Annotated in this window: 12 protein-coding genes; 6 read left to right on the top strand and 6 right to left on the bottom strand. The window is 61.8% G+C overall.

What is annotated here, in order from left to right; all coding sequences use genetic code 11:
• Positions 1-122: 122 nt before the first annotated feature.
• The gene (gene argE / locus ASC85_RS12210; RefSeq protein ID WP_057449491.1) at positions 123-1,280 is read right to left on the bottom strand and encodes an acetylornithine deacetylase; all 1,158 of its coding nucleotides are present in this window, start codon (positions 1,278-1,280) and stop codon (positions 123-125) included.
• A 147-nt stretch (positions 1,281-1,427) separates the two neighbouring features.
• Here argE and ASC85_RS12205 point away from each other — a divergent pair, with 147 nt between their 5' ends.
• Positions 1,428-2,795 carry a CYTH domain-containing protein gene (locus tag ASC85_RS12205; RefSeq protein ID WP_057449490.1) on the top strand — a complete coding sequence of 456 codons (1,368 nt, stop codon included), beginning with the start codon at positions 1,428-1,430 and terminating at the stop codon, positions 2,793-2,795.
• Positions 2,796-2,925: 130 nt separating this feature from the next.
• On the opposite strand, the gene ASC85_RS12200 is transcribed toward ASC85_RS12205, so the two are convergent.
• Positions 2,926-3,396: an Lrp/AsnC family transcriptional regulator gene (locus ASC85_RS12200; protein ID WP_057449489.1), complete on the bottom strand. Its 471-nt coding sequence runs from the start codon at positions 3,394-3,396 to the stop codon at positions 2,926-2,928.
• Positions 3,397-3,522: 126 nt separating this feature from the next.
• On the opposite strand from ASC85_RS12200, the gene ASC85_RS12195 reads away from it, so the two are divergent.
• The 5 genes from ASC85_RS12195 (at position 3,523) to ASC85_RS12175 (ending at position 7,809) form a co-directional block, all read left to right on the top strand.
• Positions 3,523-3,861 (top strand): hypothetical protein, encoded by a 339-nt coding sequence (locus ASC85_RS12195; protein WP_057449488.1) that lies wholly within the window; start codon positions 3,523-3,525, stop codon positions 3,859-3,861.
• Between the two features lie 144 nt (positions 3,862-4,005).
• On the top strand, positions 4,006-5,790 hold the full coding sequence (locus ASC85_RS12190; protein ID WP_057449487.1) for a GspE/PulE family protein: 1,785 nt from the start codon (positions 4,006-4,008) through the stop codon (positions 5,788-5,790).
• A 253-nt stretch (positions 5,791-6,043) separates the two neighbouring features.
• Positions 6,044-6,964 (top strand): SPFH domain-containing protein, encoded by a 921-nt coding sequence (locus tag ASC85_RS12185; protein ID WP_003206668.1) that lies wholly within the window; start codon positions 6,044-6,046, stop codon positions 6,962-6,964.
• 9 nt (positions 6,965-6,973) lie between these two features.
• Entirely contained in the window at positions 6,974-7,423 is a 450-nt protein-coding gene (locus ASC85_RS12180; protein WP_057449486.1) for an NfeD family protein, read from the top strand.
• Positions 7,424-7,488: 65 nt separating this feature from the next.
• Positions 7,489-7,809, top strand: a complete 321-nt coding sequence (locus ASC85_RS12175) for a DUF2388 domain-containing protein (RefSeq protein ID WP_170846005.1) — start codon at positions 7,489-7,491, stop codon at positions 7,807-7,809.
• A gap of 180 nt (positions 7,810-7,989) precedes the next feature.
• Here ASC85_RS12175 and gcvH read toward each other — a convergent pair whose 3' ends face one another.
• The 4 genes from gcvH to ASC85_RS12155 form a co-directional block, all read right to left on the bottom strand.
• Positions 7,990-8,373 carry a glycine cleavage system protein GcvH gene (gene gcvH, locus ASC85_RS12170; RefSeq protein WP_057449485.1) on the bottom strand — a complete coding sequence of 128 codons (384 nt, stop codon included), beginning with the start codon at positions 8,371-8,373 and terminating at the stop codon, positions 7,990-7,992.
• A gap of 52 nt (positions 8,374-8,425) precedes the next feature.
• Entirely contained in the window at positions 8,426-9,508 is a 1,083-nt protein-coding gene (gene gcvT, locus ASC85_RS12165) for a glycine cleavage system aminomethyltransferase GcvT (protein ID WP_057449484.1), read from the bottom strand.
• Between the two features lie 155 nt (positions 9,509-9,663).
• The gene (locus tag ASC85_RS12160; protein WP_057449483.1) at positions 9,664-11,280 is read right to left on the bottom strand and encodes an ABC transporter permease; all 1,617 of its coding nucleotides are present in this window, start codon (positions 11,278-11,280) and stop codon (positions 9,664-9,666) included.
• Between the two features lie 87 nt (positions 11,281-11,367).
• On the bottom strand, positions 11,368-12,372 hold the full coding sequence (locus ASC85_RS12155) for an extracellular solute-binding protein (RefSeq protein WP_046063198.1): 1,005 nt from the start codon (positions 12,370-12,372) through the stop codon (positions 11,368-11,370).
• Between the last annotated feature and the right edge of the window lie 65 nt (positions 12,373-12,437).

Below are 12,437 nucleotides of genomic sequence, written 5' to 3'. Positions count from 1 at the left end.
TAAATAACAGCCAAAAAAAGACGAAACAGAACGCACAACGGGGCTGGTGGTTATCGTCGGAACAGGCTTGGCGACACGCGCGCTCTCCTCATGTGATGAATACGGCCCCGCAAGGGCGCAATTTAACCGGCCGTGGCCGGCGTCAGGCAGTAATGGCCGATCAACTGCCGCAACAACTGTACGGTAGGTTGCAGACGTGACATTTCAAGGTACTCGCCCGGCTGGTGGGCGCAGGCGATATCGCCAGGGCCGAGCACCAGGGTTTCGCAGCCAAGGCGCTGAAGATAAGGCGCTTCGGTGCCAAACGCCACTGCTTCGGCACGATGGCCGGTGAGTCGCTCGGCCACCCGTACCAGCTCGCAGTCTTCGGCCTGCTCGAAGGGTGGCACTTCGGGGAACAGCGGTGCGTAGTCGATCTTGACTTTATGGCGTTCGGCGATGGGGTCCAACTTCTGTTGGATCGCCGCCCGCAGCACCTGCGGGTCCATGCCCGGCAAGGGGCGCAGGTCGAATTCCATGGAGCACTGGCCGCAGATGCGGTTGGGATTGTCGCCACCATGGATGCAACCGAAGTTCAGCGTCGGTTGTGGCACGCTGAACTGCGGATTACGGAACTCACGCTGCCATTGCAGGCGCAGGCCGCGCAATTCGCCCATGGCATCGTGCATGGCTTCCAGCGCGCTGTGGCCCAGGCTCGGATCGGAGGAGTGACCGCTGCGCCCGAGAATGTCGATGCGCTCCATCATCACGCCTTTGTGCAGGCGAATCGGCCGCAGGCCGGTCGGCTCGCCGATCACCGCCGCGCGCCCCAGTGGTCGGCCGGCATCGGCCAGGGCACGGGCGCCGGCCATGGAGCTTTCTTCGTCACAGGTCGCGAGGATCAGCAATGGTTGCTTGAACGGTTGGTCCAGCAGCGGCTTGACCGCTTCGATGGCCAAGGCGAAAAAACCCTTCATGTCACAACTGCCCAGGCCGACCCAGCGGCCATCGACCTCGGTGAGCTTCAGCGGATCGGTCTGCCACAACGCGCCGTCGAACGGCACCGTGTCGCTGTGGCCGGCCAGCACCAGGCCGCCGGGACCGCTGCCGAAACTGGCCAGCAGGTTGAATTTGCCAGGGCTGACCTGCTGGATATCACAGCAGAACCCCAGCTCAGTGAGCCAGCCTGCCAGCAGCTCGATCACGGCACTGTTGGACTGGTCCAGCCCAGGCTGGGTGCAACTGACCGAAGGTGCGGCGATCAGGGCAGCGAATTGATCTTTCATGGACGGCAAAGGCATCGCTGACTCCGGGCTTACAGATTGACGTTCATCATAGAACCATCTGGACCCAGGAATAAACCTAGGGCGAGTGAGTCCTGTACACTGCACGGCCTTGGCAGCCACACCTTCCCCCGGCTGCACACCCGATCCCTGGATTTTCCGGCCATGCAGAAAGAAACCGAAATCAAACTCCGCGTCAGCCGCGAGACCCTGGCAGCCTTGCGCGAGCATCCGCTGCTGAAAAAACGCAACAAGAGTGGCTGGGAACGCCACGAACTGATGAACCAGTATTTCGACACGCCGGAGCGTGACCTGGCCCAGGCCAAGGTCGCCCTGCGTCTGCGTCGCGACGGCGAAGAGGTGATCCAGACCCTCAAGACCCGCGGCCAGAGCATCGCCGGCCTGTCCGAGCGCAACGAGTACGATTGGCACCTGCCCAAGGCCAAGCTCGACCTGAAGAAGCTCGACGGCGAATGCTGGCCCGAGGCCTTGGCCGAACTGGACAAGAAAACCCTCAAGGCCATCTTCACCACCGATTTCGTTCGCGAGCGCGCTGAAATCGCCTGGGGCCGTGGCAAGAGCAAAGTGGTTATCGAAGCCGCCCTGGATCTGGGCCACGTGGTGGTCGGCAAGCAGAAGGAAGAAATCTGCGAACTGGAGCTGGAACTGCGCGAAGGCGAGCCCGCCGCCCTGCTGGAACTGGCCGCCGAGCTGGCCGCGACCCTGCCCTTGATGCCTTGCGACATCAGCAAGGCCGAGCGTGGCTATCGCCTGTATGACGCAGGCAGCTACGCCCTGAGCCTGCCCGCCCCGCAACTGACCGCCGAAACGCCGCTGGATGACGCCTTCGCCGCGCTGAGCTGGCATCTGCTCGGCAGCAGCCAACGCCTGGCCGAGCAATACCGTTTCAACGGCCACTGGCGCCTGCTGCAGGACTGGGTGGAAAACCTCGCCGAACTGCGCGCCCTGCTCAGCAGCCTCGGCCAGGCCGCACCGCGCCAATCGACCCACGACTTGCGCCTGGCCCTGGACGCGTTGCTGGAAGACTGGCGCCCACTGGTCCAGGCCGGCCTGGATGACGAAGACGTGCGCAAGGCGGCGCCGGAACAGTTCCTTGAAGAGCTGCAAGACCCGCGTTGGGGCCTGTTTTCCCTCAACACTTCCCGCTGGCTGCTGGCGCGCAGCTGGGCCGCCGAGCGCAACACCCGTGGCAATCGCCAGGGCGCGGCGCAACTGGGCAGCTGGCTGCCGCGCCTGCTCGGCGAAGAGTCCTCGTCCCTGCAACTGCAACGCTATCAGCAGCAGCCGGAAGACCTGGCCGAGCAACTGCCGCGCATCGAACGCATCCAGGCCTGGCTGCACCACGCCCGCCATGTACTGGAGATCCCGGAAATGGATCGCCTCTATGGTGAACTGAACAAACTGGCGCAACTGGCCAACCAACCGATCACCGACGAAACGCTGGATGCGCGCAAGCAACAGGCGATTGCGGTTTACCAGAATCGGGCCTGGAAGACGTTGCTGCGCCTGTAATACCGCCATCGCGAGCAGGCTCGCTCCCACATTGGATCAGTGTTGTACACACATCTTGTGGCCACTGAAGATCAACTGTGGGAGCGAGCTTGCTCGCGATGAGGCCAGCACAAACACCGCAGAAACAAGCTCAGCGCAGCACCGGCAAACTCGTCGTCGACTTGATTTCCGACAGCGCCACGATCGAGTTCACTTCCTGGATCCCCGGCACCATCGACAGCTTTTCGAAAAAGAATCGCTCATACGCCTCGATGTCCGCTGTGACGATGCGCAACAGAAAATCCACTGAACCCATCAGCACGTAACACTCCAGCACTTCGGGGAAGCCGCGGATCGCCTCGGTGAATTCGGTGAAGTTCGAACGACCGTGGGCGTTGAGCTTTATTTCGGCGAAGATCTGCGTGTTAAGACCGATTTTCTTGCGATCCAGCAGGGTCACCTGGCCGCGAATGATGCCCTCCTCCTTCATCCGCTGGATCCGTCGCCAGCATGGCGATTGAGACAAGCCGACCTGTTCGGCGATCTGCGCACTGGACAGCGAGGCATCCTCCTGCAGCAGCGCCAGTATCCTGCGGTCGTAGCTATCCAATTCGCTGTGCATGATCAAACCCGAAATGATTGATTTAGAGAATCAAGCGATTCAAAACCTCACCAGAATCACTCATCTTAGATAAGAAATACCCCGGCTCGCATGTAAATATTTCTCCCGCCACCAAGGAGACCGAACATGCCCCCACTCGAAGCCGTTGCCACGACCCCGACCCGCGCCGACGTCTGGCACGCCGCCAATACCCATTGCCGGGTGCAGTACCAGATATTGGCCGAAGCCGAACCGGATTTACTGTGCCGGGCGTTGAACCTGTTTGCCTTGCAGGGCCTGACGCCGCAGCAGGTTCATGTCGAACGCCCAGGCGATGTGCTGGCGCTGGACATCGTCATGGATGGGCTGAGCTGGCACCGTGCCCAGGTCATCGCTGAAAAACTACGTAACCTGATCAGTGTCTGTTCGGTGGACCTGCAAGACGCTGATATTGCGCACGTTGGGCCGGCCCATGCAGCGGGATGAGCCTTCAAGGGCAAGATTTCGCAACGCATTGGTCGGGTAGTGGCCCAACGGTCTACTGCGTCGGGACTATTCTTTTGCAGACCGAGCGAGGACGCCGAGGCGTCTGTATCGCGGCTTTGCTGCAATTGTCCAATAGGAACCCGCATGTCCACCAAACACGCCACTCAGGACCGCTGGCTGGACCTCAACGATCTGCTGCGCCAACTGGTCACCCAGGGCCTCATCAGCCAGGATTCAGCCGAAACCGCGCTGAACGCCCGCCGACGCCACAGCGCCAATAGCCAGTTGCATCCGCTGGAGTTCATCGCCAACCAGCATCTGGACGACCTCAGCCGCCCCGGCAAGCGCCTGGACCTGGAGAACCTGACCCTGTGGTTGTCCCAGCAGGTCGACCAACCCTACATGCGCATCGACCCGTTGAAAATCAACGTCGCGGCCGTGACGCCCTTGATGTCCTATGCCTTTGCCCAGCGCCACAAGATCCTCGCGGTGGCGGTCGATCGCGACGCCGTCACCGTCGCCAGCGCACAGCCCTACGTCAACAGCTGGGAAGCCGACCTGACCCACGTGCTCAAGCTGCCGATCAAGCGGGTGGTCGCCAACCCGGTGGACATCCAGCGCTTGAGCGTGGAGTTCTATCGCCTGGCCAAATCGGTCAGCGGCGCCACCACGGTCGATCAGCAACCAAGCAACCTGAGCAATTTCGAGCAGTTGCTCAACCTGGGCGCCAGCGACCAGGAGCCGGACGCCAACGACGCCCACATCGTCAATATCGTCGACTGGCTGTTCCAGTACGCCTTCCAGCAGCGCGCCAGTGATATCCACATCGAACCGCGCCGCGAGCAGGGCACCGTGCGGTTTCGCATCGACGGTGTGCTGCACACCGTCTATCAGTTCCCGCCGCAGGTCACGATGGCAATCGTCAGCCGTCTCAAGAGCCTGGGGCGGATGAACGTCGCGGAAAAACGCAAACCCCAGGACGGCCGGGTCAAGACCAAGACCCCGGACGGCGGCGAAGTGGAATTGCGCCTGTCGACCTTGCCCACCGCGTTCGGCGAAAAAATGGTCATGCGGATCTTCGACCCGGAAGTGTTGCTCAAGGACTTCGACCAACTCGGCTTCTCCGCCGACGACCTGCGTCGCTGGCAGGACATGACCCGCCAGCCCAACGGCATCATCCTGGTGACCGGGCCCACCGGTTCCGGCAAGACCACCACGCTCTATACCACCCTCAAGAAGCTGGCGACGCCGGAAGTGAACCTCTGCACCATCGAGGACCCGATTGAAATGGTCGAGGCGTCCTTCAACCAGATGCAGGTCCAGCACAACATCGACCTGTCCTTCGCCGCCGGGGTGCGGGCGCTGATGCGACAAGACCCGGACATCATCATGATCGGTGAGATCCGCGACCTGGAGACCGCCGAAATGGCGATCCAGGCGGCGCTCACCGGGCACCTTGTCCTGTCGACGCTGCACACCAACGACGCGCCGAGCGCCATCAGTCGTCTGCTGGAGCTGGGTGTGCCCCATTACCTGATCAAGGCCACCGTGCTCGGGGTCATGGCCCAGCGGCTGGTGCGCACCCTGTGCCCTCAATGCAAGGCCCCCCTGACCCTGGATGAAGACGACTGGCAAACCCTGACGCGGCCCTGGCAAGCGCCACTGCCGAGCAACGCCCAACAGGCCGTCGGTTGCCTGGAATGCCGCGACACCGGTTACCGCGGTCGCGCTGGCGTCTACGAAATCATGCAACTGACCGACAGCGTCAAGGCCTTGATCCACCCCGACACCGACCTGCTGGCGGTACGCCGCCAGGCATTCAAGGAAGGCATGCGCAGCCTGCGCCTGTCGGGGGCGCAAAAGGTGGCGGCAGGCTTGACCACGGTCGAGGAAGTGCTGCGGGTGACGCCGCAGAGCGAGCAGAAGTAGCGGCGGGGAATTGATCCCCGCTGAGCCGTAGGAGCTGTGTAGGAGCTGTCGAGTGCAACGAGGCTGCGATCTTGTCCCACACAATTGAGCCGGAAGTGAAAGATCAAGATCAAAAGATCGCAGCCTTCGGCAGCTCCTACAGGACTCAATGTGTCGCTAAATCCCCTAGCCACAAGGACCATAGCGAAGATAATGGCCGCTTGCCCTACACTCAGGGCTCGCAGGTCCATCTCAATTCGCACAGGGAACCGTCATGCAGATCGGTAGTGTACTTTTACTTTTCATCGGCCTCGTGGTCGCCATCCTGTTCATGGGTTTCAAGGTCGTGCCCCAGGGCTACCAATGGACCGTCGAGCGGTTCGGCCGCTACACCAACACCCTCAAGCCCGGCCTGAACATCATCATCCCGGTGATGGATCGCATCGGGCGCAAGATCAATGTCATGGAAAGCGTGCTGGACATCCCGCCCCAGGAAGTCATCACTGCCGACAACGCCACGGTACAGATCGACGCCGTGTGTTTCTTCCAGGTGGTCAATACAGCCCAGGCGGCCTACGAGGTCAACAACCTTGAACACGCCATCCGCAACCTGCTGCAAACCAATATCCGCACCGTGCTGGGGTCCATGGAGCTGGACGCGATGTTGAGCCAGCGCGACGGTATCAACGAAAAACTGCTGCGCACCGTCGATGAAGCCACAGCGCCGTGGGGGATCAAGATCACCCGGATCGAGATCAAGGACATCAGCCCGCCGGCCGACCTGATGGCCGCCATGTCGGGGCAGATGAAAGCCGAACGTATCAAGCGTGCCCAGATCCTCGAAGCCGAGGGCCTGCGCGCGTCGGCGATTCTCACCGCCGAAGGCAAGAAGCAGGCGCAAATCCTCGAGGCCGAGGGCAGCCGCCAGGCCGCGTTCCTGGAGTCCGAGGCCCGCGAGCGCCAGGCACAAGCCGAAGCGCTGGCCACCCAAGTGGTGTCCCAGGCGATTGCCGACGGCAACGTCCAGGCCGTGAACTACTTCGTCGCGCAGAAATACATCGATGCGCTGGGCAAACTGGCTTCGGCCAACAACAGCAAGGTGATCCTGATGCCGCTGGAAGCCAGCCAGGTCATCGGTGCGGTCGGCGGCATCGGCGAAATCGTCAAGGCCACCTTCGACAGCAAGAAAGCCTGAGGCGCGCATATGTGGGGGTTCCTGCAAAACATGTCGTACTGGGACTGGCTGGCGCTGGGCGTCATCCTGCTGATTCTTGAAGTGTTCGGCGCCGGCGGCTACTTGCTGTGGATCGGCATGGCCGCCGCGGCGGTCGGCGTGCTCACGTTCATCCTGCCGCAGATGCCGTGGGAGCTGCAGTTCCTGTTGTTCGGCCTGTTCGCCATCGCAACAGCGCTGTACTGGTGGCGACGCCAGCGCAGCGCGGTGCGCGAAAGCGATCAGCCACACCTGAACCTGCGCGGGCAAGAGCTGATCGGCAAGGTTTTCCAGGTTCATGAGGCGATTGTCGATGGCCGCGGCAAGATCAAGGTGGCCGACAGCGTCTGGCTGGCCAAGGGGCCCGAGTCGTCCGTGGGCACGCGGGTCAGGGTGGTGGCGCAGGAAGGCGCGGTGCTGCAGGTGGAACGGGCTGACTGACAAGTCATGGAACTGAATAGAGACGCAGGTAATCCAACGTCATAGTTAACCCAGTGGAGTCACCTATCATGCGTCTCAAACTTGCTGTCGCTACCCTAGCCTTGCTGTCTCTTCCTGTTGGCTCGGCAATGGCCGACACGTTTTGGCGTAACGTCATTTCATCCGGTGCGACCACCGGTTCCACCTACCTGACCTTCAAGGATCACAAGCTGATCGTCGCCGCCCAAGACGACGCCGGCAGCTTCGTCGCCAGTGACGGCGGTATTCGGGGCCCTTACCTGGAAGCGGCGATGCAGAAAGTGCGTGCCGACAACCCAGGCCTGCAAGCCACCGACATGGAACTGGCCAACGCGATCCTGGCGAAAAACGCCGTCGCCCAGGACTGATTCCCGGCCAATAAAAAATGCCGCTCGATTGAGCGGCATTTTTTTGCCCGGTGGACACCCCAAGGCTTTCCCAACCCCTGTGGGAGCGAGCTTGCTCGCGATAGCAGCGTGTCAGTCAACATCAATGCTGCTGATCCATCGCTATCGCGAGCAAGCTCGCTCCCACAGGTACAGTCGTCCTTATTCGCCGATAGCGGACTTGTAGCCTGCCGCATCGAGCAGCTTGTCCAGGTCGGCCTTGTCGCTTGGCTTGAGCTTGAAGATCCAGGCGCCATACGGATCGGAGTTCAGCAGCTCCGGCGAACCGCTCAGCTCTTCATTGACCGCAATCACTTCACCTGCAATCGGCGAGTAGATATCGGAAGCAGCTTTGACCGACTCAACCACACCCGCCGGGTCATTGGCGGAAAAAACCTTACCGACTTCTGTCAGCTCGACAAATACCACATCGCCCAAGGCTTCCTGCGCATGATCGCTGATGCCCACGGTGACGGTACCGTCAGCTTCCAGGCGTGCCCACTCATGACTTTCGGCAAAACGCAGTTCGGCAGGGATATCACTCATATTCTGTGTCCTCAAGAGAAAGTGTCAGCGGCCAGCGGCCCGCCGCAAAAGGTTAGATCAGGGTTTTGCCATGGCGGACGAAGGTCGGTTTGACCACCCGTACCGGGTACCACTTGCCGCGAATTTCTACCTCGGCACGATCGGCGGTAGCCATCGGAACACGTGCCAGGGCGATCGACTTGCTAAGCGTAGGAGAAAAACTACCACTGGTGATCTCCCCTTCGCCAACATTGGCGATGCGAACCACCTGATGGGCGCGCAAGACACCCCGCTCTTCCAGCACCAGCCCGACCAGTTTGTGCTGCACTCCGCTGGCAAGCTCGGCTTCCAGCGCACTGCGCCCGATGAACTGACGGCTGGCCGGTTCCCAGGCGATGCTCCAGGCCATGTTCGAGGCCAGCGGCGAAACATCCTGATTGATGTCCTGGCCGTAGAGGTTCATGCCGGCCTCCAGGCGCAGGGTATCGCGGGCGCCAAGGCCGATGGGCGAAATGCCGGCGCCTACCAGGTCGTTGAAGAAACTCGGGGCCTCCTGGGCGGGCAGGACGATCTCCAGGCCATCTTCGCCGGTGTAGCCGGTCCGGGCGATGAACCATTCGCCGTCGGCGCGACCTTCGAAAGGCTTGAGTTGCTGGATGATTTGCCCACGCGGTTGCGTCACCAGTTCGGCAATCTTCTGCCGGGCCTGGGGGCCCTGGATAGCCAGCATCGCCAGTTCGGGACGCTCATGCAGTTGCACGTCGTAGCCACCGAGTTGTGCCTGCATCCAGGCCAGGTCCTGATCGCGGGTCGAGGCGTTGAAGACCAGCCGATAGCCGTCCTCGACCCGGTAGATGATCATGTCGTCGACGATGCCGCCGCGCTCATTGAGCATCGCGCTGTACAAGGCACTGCCTGTGTCTTGCAAACGATCGACGTCATTGGCCAGCAAACGCTGCAGCCAGACCTTGGCCTGGACGCCTGCGACATCGATCACGGTCATGTGGGAGACATCGAACACACCGCAGTCGCGACGCACCTGATGGTGTTCCTCGACTTGCGAGCCGTAGTGCAAAGGCATATCCCAACCGCCAAAATCGACCATCTTCGCGCCGAGGGCGAGATGAAGGTCATACAGAGGCGTACGCTGTCCCATGGGTTTCTCCTTCCGGGCTTGGCGAAGGTGCGGACGGGCACTGCATAGCGCGAACGTCTGAAAAAAGGAGTTTTCTGACGTTCTCAGTTGCCCGGTCCGACAGACGGACCGCACCGAATGCCGCGCATTGTAGCCGCATGAGGTAGGACTGACACCTAGCTGTTTCGATGGGCCGAACGTCGTATCAATCCGATGACCGGCAACAACCCCACCAATACCAACGTCAGCGCCGGCAACGCGGCCCGGGCCCACTCCCCTTCGCTGGTCATCTCGAAGATCCGCACCGCCAGCGTGTCCCAGCCGAACGGGCGCATCAGCAGAGTCGCGGGCATTTCCTTGAGCACGTCGACGAACACCAGCAACCCCGCGCTCAAGGTACCGGGCAACAGCAACGGCAGATACACTTTGAAAAACAGTCGTGGCCCACTGACCCCAAGACTGCGTGCCGCCTCGGGCAACGACGGACGAATTCGCGCCAGGCTGCTCTCCAGCGGACCGTAGGCCACGGCCAGGAAGCGCACCAGGTACGCCAGCAGCAGCGCCGACAGGCTGCCCAGCAGCAACGGCTTGCCTGCACCGCCGAGCCAGGTCGACAGCGGGATGACCAGCTCACGGTCCAGGTAGCTGAATGCAAGCATGATCGACACCGCCAGCACCGAGCCGGGCAAGGCATAGCCCAGGTTCGACAGGCCGACGCCGGCACGAATCGGACGGGTTGGCGCCAGCCGCCGGGCGAACGCCAGCAGCAAGGCCACGCAAACGGTGATCAGCGCGGCCAGGCCGCCCAAGTAGAGAGTGTGGACGATCAGCCCGGCATAACGTTCGTCCAGGTCGAAACGACCGCGCTGCCAGAACCACGCCAGCAACTGCAGCACCGGAATGACAAACGCGCAGGCAAACACCAGGAAACACCAACCGCTGGCTGCCACGGCCTTGAGACCGCGCAACGTATACAAAGCCTTGGCTCGGGGACGCTCGTTACTGGCTCGGTGGGCACCACGGGCCCGACGTTCGCCGTAGAGCACCAGCATCACCGCCAGTAACAGCAGGCTGGCCAGTTGGGCAGCGCTGGAGAGGCTGAAGAAGCCATACCAGGTCTTGTAGATCGCGGTGGTAAAGGTGTCGAAGTTGAACACCGACACCGCGCCGAAATCCGCCAGGGTCTCCATCAGCGCCAGCGCCACGCCCGCACCGATGGCCGGCCGGGCCATCGGCAGCGCCACACGCCAGAACGCCTGCCAGGGCGACTGCCCGAGTACCCGGGCGGCTTCCATCAGCCCCTTGCCCTGGGCCAGGAAGGCGCTGCGCGCCAGCAGATAGACGTAAGGGTAAAAGACCAGCACCAGCACCAGGATCACCCCACCGGTGGAACGGACCCGGGGCAGGCGCAGGCCGCTGCCGAACCATTCCCGCATCAGCGTCTGCACGGGGCCGGCAAAATCCAGCAGGCCAACGAAGACAAACGCCAACACGTAGGCCGGAATCGCAAACGGCAGCATCAACGCCCAGTCGAGCCAGCGTCGCCCGGGGAACTCACACAGGCTGGTGAGCCAGGCAAGACTGACGCCCAGCAACGTCACCCCGACACCCACACCAAGGATCAACGTGAGGGTGTTGCCCAACAAGCGTGGCATTTGCGTATCCCACAAGTGGGACCAGATCTGCTGATCAACGCTCTGCCAGGACAGCAGCAAGACGCTCAAGGGCAACAGGACCAGCGCGGCAATGGCAAAGACCAGGGGGTACCAACGACGTTGGGCGGGGTGGGCCAAGGGGTGCTCTCGTTTAAATGATGATGCCCGCGCATTCGCGCGGGCACCTATCTTACAACCGCCACAGGGAGCCGTGTCTGACTTGGATTAATTCCAGCCAGCGCGATCCATCATGCGAATGGCTTCGGCCTGGCGTTTACCCGCGACTTCCACCGGCAGGGTGTCGGCCTTGAACTTGCCCCAGGCTGCCACTTCCTTGGACGGCTCGACTTTCGGGTTGGCCGGGAATTCCTGGTTCACGTCAGCGAAGATGTTTTGCGCTTGCGGCGTGGTCATCCACTCCACCAGTTTCTTCGCGGCTTCCGGATGCGGTGCATGCTTGGTCAGGCCAATGCCCGAGAGGTTGATGTGCACGCCGCGGTCGGCCTGGTTCGGCCAGAAAAGCTTCACCTTCAGGTCCGGCTTCTGCTGGTGCAGGCGGCCATAGTAGTAGGTGTTGACGATGCCGACATCGCACTGGCCAGCGTTGATTGCTTCAAGCAACGCGGTGTCGTCGGAGAAGACGTCGGTGGACAGGTTCTTGACCCAGCCCTTGAGGATTTCCTCGGTTTTTTCCGCGCCGTGGGTTTCGATCAGCGTGGCGGTCAGGGACTGGTTGTAGACCTTCTTCGAGGTCCGCAGGCACAGGCGGCCTTCCCACTCTTTGCCAGCCAGCGCTTCATAGGTGGTCAATTCGCTGGGTTTAACCCGCTCGGTGGAGTAGACAATGGTCCGCGCCCGCAGGCTCAAGCCGGTCCAGGCGTGGGAAGAGGCGCGGTATTGGGACGGGATGTTGGCGTCGATCACCGGTGACGTGAACGGCTGGAGAATGCCCATCTGCTCGGCTTGCCAAAGGTTGCCGGCATCGACGGTAAGCAGCAGGTCGGCAGTGGCGTTCTCGCCTTCGGCCTTGATCCGCTGCATCAGCGGCGCTTCCTTGTCGGTGATGAACTTTACCGACACGCCGGTTTTCTTGGTGTAGGCATCGAAGACCGGCTTGATCAGTTCGTCGATGCGCGAAGAGTAGACCACCACCTCATCGGCAGCCTGGGCGGCAGTGGTACCGATCAGGGTCAAGGCGAGGGCGGACAGCAGGCGCTTGGTTGCCAACATGGTAGCGGTCTCTGGATTATGAACGAAGCGCAAATGATAAGGACTCACATTTGGCATCTCAATCG

Source organism: Pseudomonas sp. Root401, from assembly GCF_001425105.1.
Taxonomy (GTDB): Bacteria; Pseudomonadota; Gammaproteobacteria; order Pseudomonadales; family Pseudomonadaceae; genus Aquipseudomonas; species Aquipseudomonas brassicacearum.
The sequence above is the reverse complement of the archived record's forward strand: the minus strand, read 5'-3'. Positions and strand labels throughout refer to the sequence as shown.

Excerpts from the sequence above, each read along its gene's own strand:
- ASC85_RS12155 (WP_046063198.1), bottom strand. The coding sequence starts at position 12,372 with ATGTTGGCAACCAAGCGCCTGCTGTCCGCCCTCGCCTTGACCCTGATC.
- ASC85_RS12195 (WP_057449488.1), top strand. The coding sequence starts at position 3,523 with ATGCCCCCACTCGAAGCCGTTGCCACGACCCCGACCCGCGCCGACGTC.
- ASC85_RS12190 (WP_057449487.1), top strand. The coding sequence starts at position 4,006 with ATGTCCACCAAACACGCCACTCAGGACCGCTGGCTGGACCTCAACGAT.
- ASC85_RS12200 (WP_057449489.1), bottom strand. The coding sequence starts at position 3,396 with ATGCACAGCGAATTGGATAGCTACGACCGCAGGATACTGGCGCTGCTG.
- gcvH (WP_057449485.1), bottom strand. The coding sequence starts at position 8,373 with ATGAGTGATATCCCTGCCGAACTGCGTTTTGCCGAAAGTCATGAGTGG.
- ASC85_RS12205 (WP_057449490.1), top strand. The coding sequence starts at position 1,428 with ATGCAGAAAGAAACCGAAATCAAACTCCGCGTCAGCCGCGAGACCCTG.
- ASC85_RS12180 (WP_057449486.1), top strand. The coding sequence starts at position 6,974 with ATGTGGGGGTTCCTGCAAAACATGTCGTACTGGGACTGGCTGGCGCTG.
- gcvT (WP_057449484.1), bottom strand. The coding sequence starts at position 9,508 with ATGGGACAGCGTACGCCTCTGTATGACCTTCATCTCGCCCTCGGCGCG.
- argE (WP_057449491.1), bottom strand. The coding sequence starts at position 1,280 with ATGCCTTTGCCGTCCATGAAAGATCAATTCGCTGCCCTGATCGCCGCA.
- ASC85_RS12185 (WP_003206668.1), top strand. The coding sequence starts at position 6,044 with ATGCAGATCGGTAGTGTACTTTTACTTTTCATCGGCCTCGTGGTCGCC.